This window comes from Pseudomonas flexibilis (assembly GCF_000806415.1).
Classification (GTDB): domain Bacteria; phylum Pseudomonadota; class Gammaproteobacteria; order Pseudomonadales; family Pseudomonadaceae; genus Serpens; species Serpens flexibilis.
This window is the reverse complement of the sequence record NZ_JTAK01000002.1, coordinates 792,543-812,379: the sequence shown is the minus strand read 5'-3', so window position 1 is coordinate 812,379 and position 19,837 is coordinate 792,543. Positions and strand designations below refer to the sequence as shown.

16 protein-coding genes are annotated in these 19,837 nt (G+C 66.1%); 10 read left to right on the top strand and 6 right to left on the bottom strand.

Going from position 1 to position 19,837, the window contains the following annotated elements:
* Nucleotides 1–59 precede the first annotated feature (59 nt).
* The 3 genes from sixA to PT85_RS07525 are packed head-to-tail and all read right to left on the bottom strand — an operon-like array spanning nt 60 to nt 1,916.
* Nucleotides 60–515 (bottom strand): phosphohistidine phosphatase SixA, encoded by a 456-nt coding sequence (gene sixA / locus PT85_RS07535; RefSeq protein WP_039606315.1) that lies wholly within the window; start codon nt 513–515, stop codon nt 60–62.
* Nucleotides 512–859, bottom strand: coding sequence for a DUF4389 domain-containing protein (locus tag PT85_RS07530; protein ID WP_039606314.1), 348 nt, complete (start codon nt 857–859; stop codon nt 512–514). Before PT85_RS07530 ends, sixA begins: the two co-directional genes overlap by 4 nt.
* A gap of 34 nt (nt 860–893) precedes the next feature.
* A complete protein-coding gene (locus tag PT85_RS07525; protein WP_039606313.1) occupies nt 894–1,916 on the bottom strand; it encodes an NAD(P)H-dependent glycerol-3-phosphate dehydrogenase in 1,023 nt (340 codons plus the stop codon).
* A 135-nt stretch (nt 1,917–2,051) separates the two neighbouring features.
* On the opposite strand from PT85_RS07525, the gene PT85_RS07520 reads away from it, so the two are divergent.
* The 7 genes from PT85_RS07520 (at nt 2,052) to PT85_RS07490 (ending at nt 11,689) form a co-directional block, all read left to right on the top strand.
* The gene (locus PT85_RS07520) at nt 2,052–4,196 is read left to right on the top strand and encodes a TonB-dependent receptor plug domain-containing protein (RefSeq protein WP_039606312.1); all 2,145 of its coding nucleotides are present in this window, start codon (nt 2,052–2,054) and stop codon (nt 4,194–4,196) included.
* A gap of 22 nt (nt 4,197–4,218) precedes the next feature.
* Nucleotides 4,219–5,115 carry an ABC transporter substrate-binding protein gene (locus PT85_RS07515; RefSeq protein WP_234702678.1) on the top strand — a complete coding sequence of 299 codons (897 nt, stop codon included), beginning with the start codon at nt 4,219–4,221 and terminating at the stop codon, nt 5,113–5,115.
* 59 nt (nt 5,116–5,174) lie between these two features.
* Entirely contained in the window at nt 5,175–7,052 is a 1,878-nt protein-coding gene (locus PT85_RS07510) for an ATP-binding protein (RefSeq protein ID WP_052237641.1), read from the top strand.
* A gap of 158 nt (nt 7,053–7,210) precedes the next feature.
* A complete protein-coding gene (fabA, locus tag PT85_RS07505; protein WP_027589720.1) occupies nt 7,211–7,726 on the top strand; it encodes a 3-hydroxyacyl-[acyl-carrier-protein] dehydratase FabA in 516 nt (171 codons plus the stop codon).
* Between the two features lie 12 nt (nt 7,727–7,738).
* The gene (gene fabB / locus PT85_RS07500; protein ID WP_027589719.1) at nt 7,739–8,959 is read left to right on the top strand and encodes a beta-ketoacyl-ACP synthase I; all 1,221 of its coding nucleotides are present in this window, start codon (nt 7,739–7,741) and stop codon (nt 8,957–8,959) included.
* A gap of 257 nt (nt 8,960–9,216) precedes the next feature.
* On the top strand, nt 9,217–10,548 hold the full coding sequence (locus PT85_RS07495) for a deoxyguanosinetriphosphate triphosphohydrolase (RefSeq protein ID WP_039606311.1): 1,332 nt from the start codon (nt 9,217–9,219) through the stop codon (nt 10,546–10,548).
* A 100-nt stretch (nt 10,549–10,648) separates the two neighbouring features.
* Nucleotides 10,649–11,689, top strand: a complete 1,041-nt coding sequence (locus PT85_RS07490; protein ID WP_139181979.1) for an FUSC family protein — start codon at nt 10,649–10,651, stop codon at nt 11,687–11,689.
* A 169-nt stretch (nt 11,690–11,858) separates the two neighbouring features.
* Here the strand turns inward: PT85_RS07490 and PT85_RS07485 are convergent, their stop codons facing one another.
* Together PT85_RS07485 and PT85_RS07480 are read right to left on the bottom strand one after the other, a co-directional pair.
* On the bottom strand, nt 11,859–12,854 hold the full coding sequence (locus tag PT85_RS07485; RefSeq protein ID WP_039561788.1) for a c-type cytochrome: 996 nt from the start codon (nt 12,852–12,854) through the stop codon (nt 11,859–11,861).
* An 11-nt stretch (nt 12,855–12,865) separates the two neighbouring features.
* A complete protein-coding gene (locus PT85_RS07480; RefSeq protein ID WP_039606310.1) occupies nt 12,866–13,504 on the bottom strand; it encodes a c-type cytochrome in 639 nt (212 codons plus the stop codon).
* A gap of 240 nt (nt 13,505–13,744) precedes the next feature.
* Here PT85_RS07480 and PT85_RS07475 point away from each other — a divergent pair, with 240 nt between their 5' ends.
* From PT85_RS07475 to PT85_RS07465, 3 genes are all read left to right on the top strand, one after another.
* A complete protein-coding gene (locus PT85_RS07475) occupies nt 13,745–14,419 on the top strand; it encodes a response regulator (protein ID WP_039606309.1) in 675 nt (224 codons plus the stop codon).
* Nucleotides 14,416–15,723: a sensor histidine kinase gene (locus PT85_RS07470; protein ID WP_039561781.1), complete on the top strand. Its 1,308-nt coding sequence runs from the start codon at nt 14,416–14,418 to the stop codon at nt 15,721–15,723. Before PT85_RS07475 ends, PT85_RS07470 begins: the two co-directional genes overlap by 4 nt.
* An 84-nt stretch (nt 15,724–15,807) precedes the next feature.
* A complete protein-coding gene (locus PT85_RS07465) occupies nt 15,808–18,735 on the top strand; it encodes an HD domain-containing phosphohydrolase (protein WP_039606308.1) in 2,928 nt (975 codons plus the stop codon).
* Here PT85_RS07465 and PT85_RS07460 read toward each other — a convergent pair whose 3' ends face one another.
* Entirely contained in the window at nt 18,736–19,797 is a 1,062-nt protein-coding gene (locus PT85_RS07460; RefSeq protein ID WP_039606307.1) for an SDR family oxidoreductase, read from the bottom strand. It lies immediately after the preceding gene.
* Nucleotides 19,798–19,837 lie beyond the last annotated feature (40 nt).

Here is a 19,837-nt window from a genome sequence, read left to right as displayed (position 1 = left end):
GGGTTCGCCGATTGCGCAAGCGACGACTGCCGCTGCGGCTGCAACCATCACCAAAAAGCTTAGCGGGAAGGCTGGACGAGCAGGTCCATGGCGCCAGCGAGCAGGTAATCCCCCTCCAGGCCGACCAGTGCGGCGGTCCGCATGGGCAGCGGGGACTGGCGGTGGCCGTGCAGCAATAGCCCGGCCAGCGCGCCGACGAAGGGCTGGTGAGTGACCACCAGCAACTCGCCTTCGGGCCGCCGGAACAGCTGACTCAACGCATCCGCGGGGTCACTGTCCGGCGTCAGCCAGGCCTGGATTTCCACCACGCCGGGGTAGCCCAGCGTCTCGGCAACCAGCTCGGCCGTCTGGCGGGCCCGCACGTACGGGCTGGCCAGGATGGCTTCAAGGGGTCGCCCGCGCAGCTGGGCTGCGCTTTCCAGCACCTCCTGACGCCCCTGTTCGGTCAGCGCCCGCAAGGCATCCTGTGGGGCGAAGCGTTGCGCTTCGCCGTGGCGCAGCAACCAGAGCCTCATGGGCGGGGCGCGGTATCGTCTGCGGGCTTGACCGGCGCCGGCGCAACCGGCTCGACATCCCGCTCTGGAGCGCGTGCAGCCGGCCAGTCGGCGAATGGCCAGGGCTTGCGATCGCTGTGGAAGGCCTCGAAACGGCCGATCTGGGCCAGATAGCGGCTCAGGCTGTCGCCGAAATCCATCAGCGTCCGGTTCGGTTCGCCCTGCACCAGGCGCACCAGCAGCTGCACCACCACCAGGCAGAGCAGCACCAGCTCGGCAAGCTGCCAGACGATGACGAATACCAGCATCCACAGTACGCGCAGCAACAAGGCTTCGCGGCGCAGTTCGGCTTTCGGGTCCTGCATGGTCTTACTCCTCGGTTAGTGATACCCGACCCGATCAGAAACCACTGGCCGGGATGAAATCCACGTCGGTCTTGGGATCGCCACGCATCAGCGCCTCGCTGACCTGGTCCACCGTGCGCCCCTCGAAGAGGATCGCATGCAGACCGGCCACGAGCGGCATGTAGACATGCAATTCCTCGGCCTTGCCCTTGAGCACCTTGAGGGTGTTGACCCCCTCGGCCACCTCTCCCAGGCGACCCACCGCCTCCTCCAACGACAGCCCCTGCCCCAGGGCGTAGCCCACCTGGTAGTTGCGGCTCTTGGAAGAGAAGCAGGTGACGATCAGGTCTCCGACACCGGCCAGACCCAGGAAGGTCATCGGGTTGGCGCCCAGACGCACGGCGAAGCGGGTCATTTCCGCCAGGGCGCGGGTCACCAGCATGCTCTTGGTGTTTTCCCCGGTGCCCATGGCGGCGGCCATACCGGACATGATGGCGTAGACGTTCTTGAGCGCACCGCCCAGTTCGACACCGAAACGGTCGCTGCTGGCGTAGACCCGGAAGGTACGGCCATGCAGGGCGTCCTGCACGCGACGGCAGAGTTCCTCATCGGTACTGGCGATGACCGTGGCGGTCAGTGCGTGCTCCGCCACCTCACGCGCCAGGTTCGGACCGGACAACACACCGATGCGGGCCTGCGGCGCGATCTCCTCGAGAATCTGGCTCATCAGCTTGAAGCTCTGCGCCTCGATCCCCTTGGTCGTGCTGACCAGCAGCTTGCCGCGCAGCGCCTCGGCCACTGGCTGCAGGGCCTGGCGCAGCGCGATGGAGGGCAGCGCCACGAACACCAGTTCGCAAGCGGCCAGCACTTCGGCCAGATCGCTGCACGGCTCCACGCCGGGATGAATACGGATGCCCTTGAGGTAGCGGGGATTTTCCCGCTCGCGGCGCATCGTTTCCGCCTGCTCGGCATCGCGCATCCACAGGCGCGCGATCTGGCCATTCTCTGCCAACAGGTTGGCGATGGCCGTCCCGAAGCTTCCCCCACCCAGAACCGCAATGGGTTGTCGTTCAGTCATTCTTTTATCTCCAGCCACCCCCGTGGCGACGGCGCATTATACGGAGCGCGGCCGTTGCGGACAGTACCGCCTTGCCCGTGGCACCACCGTCTCGGTTAACATGCCGGCCTTTCCTGGCCTGAAACGAGTTGTCCTGTGCCATTCCCCGGATTAGCGAAATCGCTGCCGCCCCTGCTTCTGGGGCTGACACTGACCAGCCTTGACTCCGCCAACGCCTTCGAGCTGTTCCTTGGCACTCCCGAGTTGCCCGAGGTTCTCACCGCCACGCGTCTGAAGCAGGCGCCCGCCGCGGTGCCCGGCAGCATCAGCGTGCTGGATCGCGAGCTTATACAGGCCAGCGGAGCCCGGGAACTCACCGAGCTGTTGCGGCTGGTGCCGGGGATGATCGTTGTCACAGATGACATCAAGGTACAGGTCAACTACCACGGCGGGCACGCGGCGCAGGCGCGGCGCATGCAGGTACTGATCGACGGCCGTTCCGTTTATCGCCCAGGGCTTGCCGAGGTCGACTGGAAGGATTTGCCGGTGTCGTTGGAAGACATCGAGCGCATCGAGGTATTCCGCGGCCCCAACACAGTCAGCTATGGGGCCAACGCTCTGACCGGGGTGGTCAACATCATTACCCGCAGACCGGAAGAAAGCCTGGGTACCCGCGTCACATATACCCATGGCCAGCGAGGCATCCGGGATGGCTATGCCCGCCACGGTTTTGCCTGGGACGGGGGTGCGTTGCGGGCGAGCGTGTCATCGCGGGAAGACACCGGATTCGACCACCGCAGCAACGGCAGCGATTTCCACGACGACATTGACCTGCAACGCTTCAACTTGAGCGGCACCCAGATGCTGGCAGATAACCAGTCACTGGCCTGGCAGCTGGCTTTTACAGACGGGCGACACGACGATCGCAACCACCATCGCCCAACCCTGGACGTGGATCTGCAGCCGGGGGAGCGGGACGAGTTCACGGAGCGCATTTCCCGCAACTATGCCGCCAGCCTGCGCTGGGACTGGGATATCAATCCCAACCACAGCCTCTACATCCAGAGCTCGCTGCAACATTGGGAGCGCATCTGGGAGTGGCGCAGCTGTGACGCGACAGTGCTGTTCAGCCCCGAATTGCGCAGGCTCTACCGGGAGGATCCGGCCTACACCATGGCTTTAATAGGCAACAACGCGCCTCTCGGCTATGGGACCGCAGAACAGCAAGCCCTGGGCACCGCCTTTTACACCCAGGTGGCTGCAAGTTACGACCCGGTAACGAAGCGGTTCGCCCACACCTGCGGAGACCTCAACGAGAATGCGCGGGAATCCCGTTTCGACCTCGAGGTCCAGGACACCCTGAACATCGCCGACAACCTTCGGCTGGTGGGTGTACTGAACTACCGGCGCGATGAAGCGACCTCCGAAGCTTATTTCAGCGGCTCGCGGCACAAGGACATCGGCCGTCTGTATGGCCAAGTAGAGTGGTATCCCCATCATCAGTGGATCCTGCAGGCCGGCGCCATGTACGAATACGACAGCATGCTGGCGGATGACTCCCTGACGCCACGCCTGGCCGTGAACTATCTGCCAACGCCGGCACACGGCTTCAGAGCCGTATACACCCAGGCGGTGCGGACCCCCGATATGCTGGAGCTCAGCGCCGACTGGCAGGTCTACGTACGCAACCTGGAACCCGCAGCGTTCGGACAACGCGAGGCTTACTTCTTCCTGAGCAACCGCGTCGATGGCAATCTGCGTCAGGAGCGCATCGAGTCACGTGAGTTGGGTTACAACGGGCACTTCATGGAGTGGGGGCTGCACCTGGACGTGCGTATCTACAAGGAAAAGATCCACGACCTGATCACGTACTGGGCAAAGATCGCGGACCTGATACCCACTAACCGCAACACCATGGACTTCCATGGCTGGGAGATCGAAGCCAACTGGAAACCCGGCCCCCATGATCGCCTGCGCCTTACCTATTCCCGGATTGAACTCGATGCAAGCCATGAGTGGGACAGCTGGTACACCCCTCGCCACAGCGGCTCGTTGAGCTGGTTGCACGAATGGGGCAACCAACTGGACACCGGCGCAACTTACCTCAAGGCCGATGCCATCAACGGCCAGATGTTCGAGCGACTCGATCTGAGCGTCACCAAGCGGTGGCGGCTCAGCGATACCACGCTCCTGCTTAGCGGCAGCTGGCAGCAGCGCCTCGACAACAACGGCCTCGCCGGCCGTGCCTATCAGTACGACGAACCACACGTCTACTGGCTCTCCGCAGGAGTAGAACTCTGACTCCATGATCACTCTTTCAAGGATGAACGCACTGCGGGCGGCTGGCCTTGCGGTGCTATTGCTGGCCGGAGCGCCAGCCGTACAGGCACTGGAGATCCTGGTCGCGGCTCAGGAGAGCAGTCCGGCCCTGCAGCGTTTCCTCGTGGGCCTACAGGCCAGCCGGCCGGATGATCGTGTGCAGTTTTCCCGTGCCGAGCAGCTGCCGGCGGTCGCGGACTTGCCACGGGATCTGCGCCTGATCCTCATCGGCCCAGAGCTGCTCGACTGGCGCCAGCGCTCGGTGGAAGGGCCGCCGACCCTGGTCATGCAGGTCAACCGGATCGAAGGACGACAGATCCTGGGGCGCCGACAGCCATTGGGCATCACCCTGCTGTGGGGTGACCCGCCGCTCGCGCGCCAGCTGAACCTGATCCGACTCCTGCTACCCCAGGCCCGCCACATTGGCGTGCTGTACAGCAACGACAGTGCCTTCCTCGTCCAGGAGCTGCGCCAGGTGACGCCCGCGGGCGAGCTGGAGATCAATGCGCACTTCTGGCCGAACACCCGCGACCCCCGGGTTCTCAGCCGCCTGCTCGACCAGAGCGACGTGCTGCTGGGTCTCGACGACCCGCACCTGTACAACCCGCACACCATCAAGACCCTGCTGTTGAGCAGTTATGGCCGGCGCCAGGCGCTGATCGGCCCAACTGCGGCCTTCGTGCATGCCGGCAGCCTGGTCAGCACCTACAGCGATCAGCAGGACTGGCTCGACACCCTCGGCACCCTGCTCGACCGAGATCCCGCCACCTGGCCCCACGAACTCTACCCAGCCCATTTCAAGGTAATGGGCAATACCCGGGTCGCCCTGTCGCTCGGCATCCCCATGACCGATCCGCACCAGCTGGAACAAGCGCTGCAACGCCTGGAGGCCTCCCCGTGAAACGCACCCCTTGGCATTTTTTCTCCTGGCACAGCCGCAACATCCACACCCGCACATTGATGGTCAGCCTGCTGCCGGCGCTTGCGCTCGGACTGCTGCTGATCGCCTACTTCACCCACACGCGCTTGCAGGACCTGCGTGCCGAGCGCGATCAGGTCGGCCAACTGATTGCCGACCAGCTTGCTCCGGCTACCGAGTTCGGCGTCATCACCGGTAACCCGCTGGTGCTGGAGAGTCTGCTGCAGGGCAGCCTGGATACCCCCTATCTGCGTGCCGTGGAGGTCTACGATCACAACGATCGCCTGCTTGCGGTGGGTGGCCAGCCGGCCGCGCCCAATGAGGCAAATGTGTCCCTTTATGTGGCGTCGATTCGCCGCCAGCCGATCCCTCTGAGCGATCCGTTCCTGCCCTTCGGCCGCGACGAGTCCTCGCTGACGGAGGAACGGCTCGGCTGGGTGCGCGTCAGCATGACCGACAACCCGTTCAGCGAGCGCCAGCGGCAGATACTGATCAGCGCAGGCCTGCTGCTGGCCTTCGCCCTGTCCTTCACATTGCTGCTCGCCCAGCGTCTGGCCCGCGGCCTGTCCCGCCCCATCGGCGACATGGACCGCGCGGTGCTGTCTATCGGGCGTGGCCAACAGGTTGCCCTGTTGCCCGAGCCGCGCATTCGTGAACTGGGTGATCTGGCCCGTCATATCAACCAGTTGGCCGTGGCGCTGGCCAACGCCAACCGCGAGCAGCAGATCAGCATTCGCCAGCTGACGCAGGCTCGCGAAGAAGCCGAGGCGGCCAACCGTGCCAAGTCGGATTTCCTGGCCATGATGAGCCATGAGCTGCGCACGCCCATGAACGGCGTGCTGGGCATGCTGCAGCTGCTGGAGACCACTCCCCTGGACCCTGAGCAGGCCGAGTACACGGCGCTGGCCAACGAATCCACCGAGCATCTGCTCAAGGTCATCAACGACATCCTCGACTTCTCGCGCATTGAGCGCGGATCGCTGGATTTCGAGCACATCCCCTTCAACATCGCCGAGCTGTTGCAGAACACGCTTCAAGCCTTCCAGCCGGGCGCCCAGCAACGCGGCCTGAGCCTGGAGGCCGACACCCAGCCGGGCCTGGAGCGCTACACCGTGCGCGGCGACCCGACTCGCCTGCGACAGGTCCTGGTCAACCTGCTGGGCAATGCCCTGAGGTTCACCGAGCACGGCGGCGTCCGTTTGGAGGTCCGCTGGCAACTGCTGGATGAATCGCACCTGCGTGTCAGCTGCGCCGTGCACGATTCCGGCATCGGCATCGAGGCCGAGCGCCTGGCACGCATGTTCGATCCCTTCCAGCAGGCCGACAGCTCGATTTCCCGCCGCTATGGCGGCACCGGACTGGGCCTGGCCATCGCCCGCACGCTGGCGGAGGGCATGGGTGGCCAGTTGTTCGCCCGCAGCCAGCCCGGCAACGGCTCCACCTTTACCCTGGAACTGACCTTCGACTGCACCCTGCAAGGTGCGGAGACGTCGGATCAGGATCTGCCGGACACGGCGCTCGGCGGGGGCCAGCACATCCTCATCGTCGAGGACAATGCGGTGAACCAGGCCGTCACCCAGGCCATGCTGCGCAGCCTCGGCTATCGCATCAGCCAGGCCTACACCGGTCGCGAAGCCTTGCAGCGCGCCGGCTCCGAGCAGTTCGACGCCATCCTCATGGACTGCCAGCTGCCCGAGCTCGACGGCCTCAGCGCGACCCGGGTACTGCGCACCCTGCCAGGTTACGCGCAGGTGCCGGTGATCGCGCTGACCGCCAACGCGCTGCCCGGGGACCGCGAAGCCTGCCTGGCGGCCGGCATGAACGACTACCTGGCAAAACCCTTCAAACGGGCCGATTTACAGCGCCTGCTGCTACGCTGGCTGACCGAACGCAAGGAGTCGCCTGACGGCGAGTGCTAAAGTTTCTGCACTTCGGATTCGCATTTGGCGAACACTTGTATCCCGTTGCCTGTGACTTTCTCGCCCAGGCGACTGTCTCTTAGGCTGATTTGCACCGTCACGCGCGTGCAGATGAACGATTTACCCAGAGCCATGACTGGGACTATTGAGGAACTCGCATGACACAACAGAACGCCTTCACCCGGGAAGACTTGCTGCGCTGCAGCCGCGGTGAGCTGTTTGGCCCGGGTAATGCGCAACTGCCCGCGCCGAACATGCTGATGGTCGACCGGATTACCCATATTTCCGACGTCGGCGGCAAGTACGGCAAGGGCGAGATCGTCGCCGAGCTCGATATCCACCCGGACCTGTGGTTCTTCGGCTGCCACTTCGAAGGCGATCCCGTCATGCCCGGCTGCCTGGGCCTGGACGCCATGTGGCAACTGGTCGGTTTCTTCCTGGCCTGGCAGGGCAACCCCGGCCGCGGTCGCGCCCTGGGATCGGGCGAGGTGAAGTTCTTCGGCCAGGTGCTGCCCACCGCCAAGAAGGTCACCTACAACCTGCACATCAAGCGCACCATCAACCGCTCGCTGATCCTGGCCATCGCCGATGGCAGCGTCAGCGTCGATGGCCGCGAAATCTACAGCGCCGAAGGCCTGCGTGTCGGCCTGTTCACTTCCACTGACAATTTCTAAGGGTCAATCCGTATGCGTCGCGTCGTGATTACCGGCCTGGGCATCGTGTCCTGCCTGGGCAATGACAAAGAAACCGTCTCCGCCAACCTGCGCGCCAGCCGCCCGGGCATCCGTTTCAATCCGTCCTATGCCGAAATGGGTCTGCGCAGCCAGGTCTCCGGCTCGATTGACCTGAATCTGGAAGAGCTGATCGATCGCAAGGTCTACCGGTTCATGGGCGACGCCGCAGCCTTTGCCTATCTGTCCATGCAGCAGGCCATTGCCGATGCCAACCTGAGCGAAGAGCAGATCTCCAACCCGCGCACCGGCCTGATCGCCGGCTCGGGCGGCGCCTCCACCTTCAACCAGATGGAAGCCCTGGACACCCTGCGCGAAAAAGGCGTCAAGCGCGTCGGCCCGTACCGCGTCCCGCGCACCATGGGCAGCACCGTGTCCGCGTGCCTGGCCACCCCGTTCAAGATCAAGGGCGTCAACTACTCGATCTCCTCGGCCTGCGCCACCAGCGCACATTGCATCGGCAACGCCGTCGAGCAGATCCAGATGGGCAAGCAGGACATCGTCTTCGCCGGCGGCGGTGAAGAGGAGCACTGGAGCCAGAGCTTCCTGTTCGATGCCATGGGCGCCCTGTCCACCCAGTACAACGACACCCCCGAGAAGGCCTCCCGCGCCTACGACGCCAAGCGTGACGGCTTCGTGATCGCCGGCGGCGGCGGCATGGTGGTGGTCGAGGAGCTGGAGCACGCCCTGGCCCGTGGCGCCAAGATCTACGCGGAGATCGTAGGTTACGGTGCCACCTCCGACGGCTACGACATGGTCGCCCCGAGCGGCGAAGGCGCAGTGCGCTGCATGCAGCAGGCACTGGCCACCGTCGACAGCCCGATCGACTACCTGAACACCCACGGCACTTCCACCCCGGTAGGTGACGTCGCGGAAGCACGCGCCGTGCGCGAAGTGTTCGGCGACAAGGCCCCGGCCATCAGCTCCACCAAGAGCCTGTCCGGCCACTCCTTGGGCGCCGCCGGCGTGCAGGAAGCGATCTACTGCCTGCTGATGATGGAAGGCAACTTCATTGCCGGTTCGGCCAACATCGAAGAGCTGGACCCGGAAGTCGCCGACCTGCCGATCCAGCGCAGCACCGTCGAGAACGCCAAGATCGACACCGTGATGAGCAACAGCTTCGGCTTCGGCGGCACCAACGCCACCCTGATCCTGAAGCGCTGGCAGGGCAAGTAAGCCCGGTCGGAATTGAGAGAGGCGCCTTCGGGCGCCTTTTTCGTTTCAGTGCCCGTGGAGGGGCCGTAGCAGAACCGCAGGGTAGACAACGGCGCAGCCTTGTCTACCGCAAAGCACCCGCCTTCGGTGGGTAATCGCTGCGCGAGTTACCCACCCTACGGCAAACAATCGCGCCGCGAACGACGCCCTACTCTCCGCTTGTCCAATCCACGGCAAATGGCCAAGCTTGAGCCTCCGCCCCTTCAGGAGACCCGCCCTTGGACTGGCATTCCCTGCTCAGCCGCGAACGCCTCGGCAAGCCCGTGCACGGCACCGAGGAGCTTGGCCGCTCGCCGTTCCACAAGGACCACGACCGGGTGATCTTCTCCGGCGCCTTCCGCCGCTTGGGGCGCAAGACCCAGGTGCACCCGGTGTCCAGCAACGACCACATCCACACGCGCCTGACCCACTCGCTGGAAGTCAGCTGCGTCGGCCGCTCATTGGCCATGCGCGTCGGCGAGATGCTGCGTGGCGAGCTGCCCGACTGGTGCGACCCCGGCGACCTGGGCATGATCGTGCAGTCTGCGTGTCTGGCCCATGACATCGGCAACCCGCCGTTCGGCCATTCCGGGGAGGATGCCATTCGCCACTGGTTCCAGCAGGCCGGGGAGCGCGGTTGGCTGGACGACCTGGAAGACGACCAGCGCAACGACTTCCTGCATTTCGAAGGCAACGCCCAGGGCCTGCGGGTGCTGACCCAGCTCGAGTACCACCAGTTCGACGGCGGCATGCGGCTGACCTACGCGACCCTCGGCACCTACCTGAAGTACCCCTGGACCTCGCGCCACGCCGACGCCCTGGGGTACAAGAAGCACAAGTTCAGCTGCTACCAGAGCGAATTGCCGGTGCTGGAGCAGATCGCCGGCAAGCTGGGCCTGCCGCAGTTGGAGGAACAGCGCTGGGCCCGGCATCCGCTGGTCTACCTGATGGAGGCGGCGGATGACATCTGCTATGGCCTGATCGATCTGGAAGACGGCCTGGAAATGGAGCTGCTCGACTACGGCGAGGTCGAAGCCCTGCTGCTCGGCCTGGTCGGCGACGACCTGCCGGAAACCTACCGCCAGCTCGGCCCCAACGACTCGCGGCGGCGCAAGCTGGCGATCTTGCGCGGCAAGGCCATCGAGCACCTGACCAACGCCGCCGCCCGCGCCTTCGTGGACCAGCGCGATGCCCTGTTGGCCGGCACCCTTGAAGGCGACCTGGTGGAACACATGCAAGGACCGGCGCGCTACTGCGTACAGCAGGCCAAGGCCACCGCCCGGGAAAAGATCTTCCAGGACAAGCGCAAGACCCTGCACGAGATCGGCGCCTACACCACCCTGGAAATCCTGCTCAACGCCTTCTGCGGCGCGGCGCGCGAGCAGCATGGTGGCCGCACGCCATCCTTCAAGCATCGCCGAGTGCTCGACCTGCTGGGCAACAACGCGCCCGATCCGAACTGGCCGCTGTACCGGGGCTATCTGCGCATGCTGGATTTCATCGCCGGCATGACCGACAGCTACGCCAGCGAAATGGCCCTGGAGCTGACCGGGCGGGCCCGGCCGATGTGACTGAACGTTGCCGGCGCCTGTCAGTCTACTCAGCGCAGGCCTCCCGCTTCGCTACCGCAATGCCGACAGGCCTTACACCAACCGTCACGACACCCGAACCATGCGTCTTCGTATTCCCCATGCCGTGCGCCACGGCTTCTCGGCACCGGTCTGGGGTGTCGCCACTGTCGCCACGCTCGGCTGCGCCCTGCCCCTTGTGCTCGGTCTGGTCAGCGGCCATAACGGCTTCCTCTGGGCGGCGCTGGGCGCGTTCCAGACGGCCCTGGCCAATCCGCTGCACCGCTACGGCATGCTGCGCATGCTGCTCATCGGTACCCTAGGCGCCCTCGCCGCGGCGCTGGGCTACACCGCCGCCAGCCATCCGCTGTATAGCCTGCTGCTGTTCGCCGCCATGGGCCTGCTGCTGGCCCGCCTGCAACGCTACGGCAACGAAGCCGGCAAGCTGGGGCTCGGCCTGGCGGTCTGCCTGTGTCTCGGCCAGGGCAGCCATGGCCAGAGCGACCTGAACAATGCCGGCGCGGTGGCGATGCTGTTCCTGCTCGGTGCCCTGTGGACCACACTGCTGGCGTTCATCCTGCGCGGCCTGCATGCCTTGCGCACCTGGCCTTACATGCCACGCCTGCTGGCGGTGCTGCGCGTGATGCGCCGCCAGGCCCGCAGCGTGCCGCGCCAGCCGTGGCTGCTGCATGCCCTGGCCTGCATCCTTGCCCTGGGGCTGGCCGGGCTGTTCATCGACCTGCTGGAGCTGGCCCACGGCTACTGGCTGAGCCTTACGGTGGTGATCATGCTGCAGCTCAACCTGGTGCGTGGCCTGCGGCCGCTGCTGTATATGGCGCTGGCCGTGCTGCTGGTCAGCGCGCTGATGACCGCCATCGGCCACAGCCTGCAGCGCCCGCTGCTGCTCAGCGCCCTGCTGCTGCCGGTGATCTTCTTCAACCGCGCCTTCCAGGCGAGCCACTACCTGCTGTTCGCCATCCAGACCACCCTGGGCTGCCTGCTGCTGCGCGAAGGCCTCGCCACGGACTGGCTACAGCCGCAGGGACGCCTGCTGAATGTGGTGTTGGGAATTGTGCTGGTGCTGATGATGGCCAGCCTGGTGCAAGCACTGCAGCGGGTGCTGGCGAGAAGGCGCTCGGCATAGCGCCGTCTAGGCGTGACCGCAGGGCCAATTGAAACCGAGCCCCGCCTGTTTTCCCCCGACACGGGTCAACTCGCACTGCCGGTCGGCGCGGCGCAGCAACATCCGGCGGGCACAAAAAACCCTGGAGCCGGTGTGAAGCCGGCCCCAGGGTTCAGTCAACAGCAGGCGCTTACTCAGCCGTAAAAGTGCGCGGCTTGAGCGCTTCGGGCTTGAGGAAGGGCTTGCTGCCGGTGTTGTCATGGTCACCCAGCAGCTTGCCATTGACGGTCAGGCCGTAGTTGGTGGCCTTGTGGAAGGTCGCGTCGTACTTGGCCCGGGTTTCCTTCACGTTACCGGTGTAGCGCGGGTCCTGCGGACGCTCCTGGGTGTCGATGTAGTAGGCCACGTCCCAGGCTTCCTGATCGCTCAGGGTGCCGCGCTGGCCCAGCGGCATGTTGTGCTTGACGAACGCTGCCAGGGTGAACGTGCGAGCGATACCGGCGCCCCAGTTGTAGGAGTTGTCGCCCCATACCGCCGGGAACACCACCTTGCCGTTCTGCACCAGACCACTGCCGTCGTTGCTGTGGCAGAGGCTGCACTTGGCCTCGTACACCTGCTTGCCACGCTTGTAGTCGGGCTTCTGCTGCGGGTCGTTCAGCTTCGGGTAGCCACGGCCATAGATTGGCGCGCTGGGATACATCTCGACACCCTTGGCCAGCCACTGGTGATAGGCGGACAGCGCCAGCATGTCGTCGCTGCCATAGGCCGGCGGCGTGCCGTTCATGGAATAGCTGAAGCAGCCAGCGATGCGCTCCTCCAGGTTGTTCACATGGTTGTTCTTCGGCCGGAAGTCCGGCAGGGTCACCGCCGCCGGCCATACCGGGCCGGCGAACGGCAGGCGGCCTTCGCCCATGTGGCAGCTGCTGCAGTTCATGTTGTTGAACACGTTCTTGCCACGCAGTTGCTGGGTGTTCATGAACAGGTCATGACCCCGGCGGATCACCCGCTTGAGCTCCGGATGGAGCTGGCTCTTCTCCAGGTCGTCCATGGTCGGCGGCACGTGCACCAGCTGGCCTTCCTTGGGTTTGGGCATGTCCACCGGGAAGCGCACGTCGGCGGCGGTCGCGTTCAGGCTCAGCAGGCCCACCGCAATGGCGGCGGACAGTTTCACGAAGGGGATATTCATCGACTCGCTCCTCACTTGGCCGGCTGCCGGGACAGCCACTGGGATACCGCGCGGATATCCTTCTCATCCATCCGCTCGGCAATCGCCAGCATCAGGTGCAGCGGGTCGTTGTCGCGGGTGCCGTTCTTCCAGGCGCGCAGCTGATCGGCGATGTAGCCGGCGTGCTGGCCGGCCAGCGCCGGGAACTGCCCGCCGACGCCCAGGTTGGCCGGGCCGTGGCAGCTCTGGCAGGGCACGATATAACGCTCCCAGTCGCCGACAGTGGCCAGCTTCTCGCCGTGGGCCAGGTCTTCGGCGCTGGCCTGCTCGCCCCCCTTGCCGGCGGTGGCAGGCAGCTGGCTGTAGTACACTGCCACGTCACGCATCTGCTGCTCGTTGAGCATGCTCACGAACGGCATCATGACCGGGCTCTGACGGCTACCGGCCTTGATATCGCGCAGCTGCTTGTACAGGTAGTCGGCATCGAGGCCGGCCAGGCGCGGCCAGGACTGGCCGCCGGCGATGTTCATGCCGCCGCCATCGGGCTGGTGGCAACTGGTGCAGACGGCGGCGGCCTGCTGGCCTGCCTTGGCGTCGCCTTCCAGCGCCTGGGCGGCGGATGCCGCACCCAGCGCCATGGCGAAGGCCAGCGGGGTCAGAAGCTTCTTCATTGTGCTCCCCTCATCGTTGGAGATGTACATCGGGCTGGTCCCGCCACCGCCTCCGAAGACACGGCGGGAAGACCTTATGGAATTACTGCGCCAAATTGCCGCACCTCGATTAAGCAGACATTAACTGGGGTGCCTGCGCTTACCCTCCGAAGGTAGCAAGCCGCGAGTGCTGATCCGGATCAGCACTCCAGGCGCACGCCAAGGCATAATGCCGGCAGGTTTCTGTTACCAGTGGTTGCCATGTTTGTGTTGCTCGTCGAAGACGACCCCCTGATCGCCAGCGGCATCGTCGCCGGACTCCTTGCCCAGGGCCTGACCATCGAGCATGCGGCAAGCGCCGTCGCTGCGGAATCCATGCTGCGCGCCGCCACCTTCGACGTGCTGATCCTGGACCTGGGCCTGCCCGACGAGGATGGGCTATCCCTGCTGCAACGCCTGCGCCGGCAGGGGTTGGCGATACCGGTGCTGGTGCTCAGCGCCCGCGACACCGTCAGCGACCGGGTCGCCGGCCTGCAGGCCGGCGCTGACGATTACCTGCTCAAGCCCTTCGACCTGCGCGAACTGAGCGCCCGCCTGCACAGCCTGCAGCGCCGCGCCGGTGGGCGCTGCGTGAATCCAGTCGAACACGGCCCGCTGCGCTACGATCCCAGCACCCGCGAGGCCCTGCTCGACGGCCTGCCCGTGGAGCTGACTCGACGCGAACATGCCCTGCTGGAAACCCTGCTGCACAATCCCGGACGAATCCTCAGCGGCGAGCAGCTGAAGAACGCCCTCTACGGCTTCAGCGACGACGTGGAGAGCAACGCCCTCAACGTGCACATCCATCACCTGCGTCGCAAGCTGGGCAGCCGCATCATCGAAACCGTACGCGGACTCGGCTACCGGCTCGGCGAGCCAGAGCGCAGCGACCCATGAGCCTGCGCCTGCGCCTGACGCTGATCCTCGGCAGCGCCTTCCTGCTGCTCTGGACGCTGGCCGCCACCTGGCTGCTCTACGACCTGCGCAACCAGACCATGCTGGCGCTCGACCAGCGCCTGGCGGCGTCGGCACGCATGGTTGCCGGCCTGGTCGCGCAGTTGCCCCCGGAACTGCTCAACGGCCTGCACGAGCAGCGCCTGAGCGCCGAGCAGCTGGGCATCCCCAATGGCTTGCGCTGCCAGGTCAGTTCGCTGCGCGGCACCGTGCTGGCCCGCAGCCATGCCCTGCCGGGCGCCCCCCTGGAGGTGGACAAGGGCTTTCGCTCCCAGACCATCGACGGCCACCCCTGGCGCAGCTTCACGCTGGTCAGCGACCACGGCCTGCGCATCACCACCGCCGACCGCCTGGAGGAACGCTCGCAACTGGAACGCTCCATCTGGCTGAGCGCCACGGTACCAGCAGTGGTAGCGCTGTTCGGCAGCCTGGCGATTCTCTGGCTGGGCATCGGCCAGGGCCTGGCGCCGCTGACGCGCGTACGCGAAGCCCTGACCCGGCGCAGCGCCGACGATCTGAGCCCGTTGCCCGAGCAGGGTCTGCCCAGCGAGCTGCGCCCCTTGGTGACCTCCCAGAACCTGCTGCTCGAGCGCATCAGCCAGGCCATGGAACGCGAGCGCTGCCTGACCAACAACATGGCCCACGAGCTACGCAGCCCGTTGACGGTGATCAAGACCTGCCTGCAAGTGGCACGAATGACCGAGGGCGCCACCGCCGAACGGGCGCTGGCCAATGCCGAACAGGGCGCCAACCGCCTGCAGCGCACCCTCGAGCAGTTGCTGTTACTGGCGCGTCTGGAGGGCCAGCTGCCACTGGAAGACGACGAACCCCTGCTGGCGCGCGATGTGGCCGAACTGGCCATCCACGATGTCAGTCCCGCGCCTGTCGCGCTGCATCTGCTGGAGCCCCTGCCCGACGCCCCGCTGGCCATGCCCTCGGTGCTGGCCATTACCGCGCTGCGCAACCTGCTGGAGAATGCCGTGCGTCATACGCCAGCCGGCACGGGTGTGGAGCTGTGGGTGGAGCAGGAAGGCGGCCAGGTGCGCTTCACGGTGCGCGATCACGGCCCCGGCGTGCCCGAAACGCACCTGCCGCGGCTCACCCAGCGGTTCTGGAGCCAGGGCAAGGGCAACGGCCTGGGCCTGGCCATCGTCCAGGCCATTGCCGAGCGCTGCGCCGCTCGTCTCGCGTTCGACAACCGGTCCGATGGCCTGCGCGTCAGCCTGAGCGTGCCGCTGCGCGGCTGACACCACCGCGCCGGCTAGCCCCCCGACTAAGCTTGCAGGTACCCGTCGCGGGCCAGGGATGGTGGCTCGCCCTGGAGTACCACGATGCCCAAGGCTTTTCGCCGCTTGCCGCTGCATGTCCTGATCACCCTGCTGTTCGGCAGCCTGCTGCTGCTCAGCGGCTTCGTGCTGGGCGTGTTCCATTACCGCCAGGCCAGCCAGATCATCTATGACAGCAGCGCCCAGCTGTCGGTGCAGATTCAGGAGGCCGTCGAGCAGGACCTGCAGAACACCTTCACGCCGATCCGGCGGCTGCTGCACCTGCTGGCCCAGGCGCCGGCGACCCAGGGCCGCGATCTGGATCAGCGCCTGCCGCTGCTGCGCCCCTTCAGCCAGGCGCTGCGTGACAATCCCCAGCTGGACTCACTGTACGTCGGCTATCCGGACGGCGATTTCTTCATGGTCAGGCCGCTGCGCGATGAACGCTTGAGGTCGCTGTTCGATGCCCCGCCGAACGCGCGCTTCCAGGTCTGGTCGATCGAACGTAATGGCCGGCGCATCGTCTCCCAGCACCGTTTCTACGACGACACGCTGAGCGTCGTCAGCCGCGCACCCCAAACCGAGGAAGCCTACGACCCACGTACCCGCAACTGGTTTGTCGAAGCCCGCGACAGCGCGCGGCTTATCACCACCGAGCCCTACGTCTTCTATTCCAGCCGCCAGGTGGGCACCACCCTGGCCCTGGCCGTGCATGGCGAGGTCGTGCTGGCTGCCGACCTGACCCTGGCCGACCTGTCCGCCACCCTCGCCCGCCACAATGTCACCCCGGATACCCAACTGGTGCTCTACGACAGCCAGGGGCGTGCCGTGGCCTACCCCAGCAGCGCCCTGGTGATCGACGAAAGCGCCCAGGAGCTGATTCCCGCCCGGCGACTCAGTCCCGGCCTGGCCGCGCTGTTCGACATGCCCACCCTGCTGCAGGGCCGCCTGCGCCTGGCCGGACGCGACTGGCTGGTGACCCGTAGCCGCATCGCCGAGGGCGGACCACAGGGCCTCAACCTGGCCATCCTGGTGCCGGAGGACCAGTTGCTCGGCGACGCCTACCGCATCCGCTGGCAGAGCGCGTTGATCACCATCGGCGTCACCGCCCTCGGCATGCTGCTGGCCTGGCTGGCCTCGCGCCTGGTGGTGTTGCCGCTGCGCAGTCTGGCGCGCAACGCCGAGGCCATCGGCCGCTTCGACTTCAGTCAGACGGTGGACAACCGCTCGCCGGTGCTGGAAATCGACCAGTTGGCCGGCGTCATGCGGCACATGCGAAACAACCTGGCCAGCTTCCTGGAAATCAACGCCTCGCTCGCCGCCGAAACCCGCTATGAAGCCCTGCTCGAACGCGTGCTGCGCGAAACCCTGGGGATTGGCGGCGCCGACGCCGGCCTGTTGTACCTGCGCGATGCCGACAGCGGCCGTCTGGAGCCCCACGGCTGGCTGTTGCGCAACTCCCACGACGCGCCAGTGCGCGGCGGCCTGCTCGCCTACCGGAACAGCGCAAGCGCTCCCGTCTGGCTGCGCCAGCCAGCCGAGGGCGGCGAGAGCCTGCTGATCGCCCTCGGCTACGAGCAGGCCGGCGACCTGCGCGAGCTGATGGAGCGCCTGGACTGTCGCCAGCTGCAGCTGCTGTGCATCGGCCTGCACAACCGTCAGGGCGACACCCTGGGCGTGCTGTTGCTGCTCAACCGCATCACCGGTGCCCAGGGCGATCCCAGCCTGCTGCAGCCGGCACGCATCGCTTTCGTGGAGGCCATCTCCGGCGCCGCCGCGCTGAGCATCGAGAGCCAGCGCCTGCTGGATCGCCAGAAGCGCCTGCTGGAGGCCTTCATCCAGGTGATTGCCGGCGCCATCGATGCCAAGAGCCCCTACACCGGCGGCCATTGCCAGCGCGTGCCGGAACTCACCCTGATGCTGGCGCGCACCGCCGCGGCCAGTAGCGAACCGCCCTTCAGCGATTACCGCCCCAGCGCCGAGGACTGGGAAGCCCTGCATATCGCCGCCTGGTTGCATGACTGCGGCAAAGTCACCACGCCGGAATACGTGGTGGACAAATCCACCAAGCTGGAAACGCTCTACAATCGCATCCACGAGATCCGCACCCGCTTCGAGGTGCTCAAGCGCGACGCCTGGGTCGATTATTGGCGCGCCCTGGCCGAAGGGGGAGACGCGGCGCAGTTGGCGGAGCGCCGTGATCGCCAACTGGCCGAACTGGACGACGATTTCGCCTTCGTCGCCCGCTGCAACCTGGGCAGCGAGAACATGGCCGAGGCGGACCTGCAGCGATTGCAGCGCATTGCCCGGCGCCGCTGGCTGCGCACCCTCGACGATCGCCTGGGCCTGTCCTGGGAAGAAGCCCAGCGCAAGGCAGGCCAGCCGCCTGCGGCGCTACCGGTGGAAGAACCCTTGCTGGCTGATCGCCCCGACCATTTGATCGAGCGACCGGAGCAGGAACGCATCGCACCGGACAATCCCTGGGGCTTCCGTATGCGCGTGCCCGAGTACAAGTTCAACCTGGGCGAGCTGTACAGCCTGTCGGTGCGTCACGGCACCCTCACCGAGGAAGAACGCTACCTGATCAAGCACCACATCGTGCAGACCCTGATCATGCTCGGCCATCTGCCCTTCCCGCCGCACCTCAAGGAGGTCCCCGACATGGCCGGCAGTCATCACGAGCGGATGGACGGCAACGGCTACCCGCGCCGGCTCAGCGCCGAACAGTTGAGCCTGCCGGCGCGCATGATGGCCATTGCCGACATCTTCGAGGCACTCACCGCCGTCGATCGCCCCTACAAGCGCGGCAAGACCCTAAGCGAATCCCTCATGCTGATGGCCAACATGTGCCGCAACGGCCACATCGATCCCGACCTGTTCCGCCTGTTCATTCGCCACGACCTGCCGCGCCAGTACGGCGAGCGTTTCCTGGCGCCGGAGCAGATCGACGCGGTGGATGAAGGCGCCATACTGGCGCACGCAGGCATCGCCTGACTAGCGTCCAGCGGAGCCGGCGAACCGCGCAGTCGCCTCCAGCGCCGCGCCGATATCCGGCCAGGGCACACCGTGACGCGCCGCGAAGGCGCGGGTCGCCGTGGTATCGAAACGGTGCGTCTGGATGAAATGCAGCGACTCCGGCTCGGTACGCAACAGCTGCGCCGTTCCCGGCACCCGCAGGAGGGCACGCAGCAGACCGAGCGGCAGGTGCCGATGTGGCGGCTCGAGGGCAAGCGCCTGCGCGAGCCGACGAACCAGCCCGGCCAGGCTCGGCGTGGCATCGTCCAGCACCAGCAACTCGCTACCTTCCATGGCCGGATCGAACGCCGCCAGGCGCGTCAGCTCGGTAAGAAAATCCACGCACACCAGCGGCAGCCAATGCGCCGGGGTGCCGGGGATGGCCCGCAGTCGGCCACGGGCCAGGTTGTCGATCAACCCGGCCAGCGGCTGCGTTGGCAGTATATGGCCGGTGCGGCTGTGGCCGCAGAGCGTCGCCGGATGGATGCAGGTCAGCGCCCCGGACAGCTCGCGCATCCGCCGGGTCACCATGAAATGCGCTTCCAGCTTGCTGCCCTCGTAGCCCCCGCTGCGCCGGTAGACGGCCGGCCAATCGGTGCGCGACGGCCGCTCCAGGTCAATGCCCAGGCGTCGCAGGTGCATGGGGTTGCACAGCATGAAGCCACCCACCATCAGCAACCGGCTCCCGGAGGCGGCGGCCAGCTCGGCGACCTGCCGGGTGCCCTCGACATTCACCGTGCGCGCCCGGCTCATTGGCAGCCGCCAGGCGAACTGGGCCCCCAGATGGAAAGCCACTGCCGCTTGTGCGGCCTGCCGGCGATCGGCCCCGTTCAGTCCCAGGCCGGGACTGGCGAGATCACCGGCCAGCGCATGCAGCCGGTCGCCACACCCGCCCAGGGCGTCGACCTCCGCCCGCAATGCCGGCAGCCTGTCAGGACTGCGCAGCAGGGCCAGCACTGTGTGATCGTGGGCTGTGAGAGACGCCAGCAGATGGCGGCCCATGAAGCCGCTGGCGCCGGTTACCAGGCAGGTCGTGGTCATCGTGTCGCTTCCTTGGTGAAGAGGCGACGCAGGCTAAACT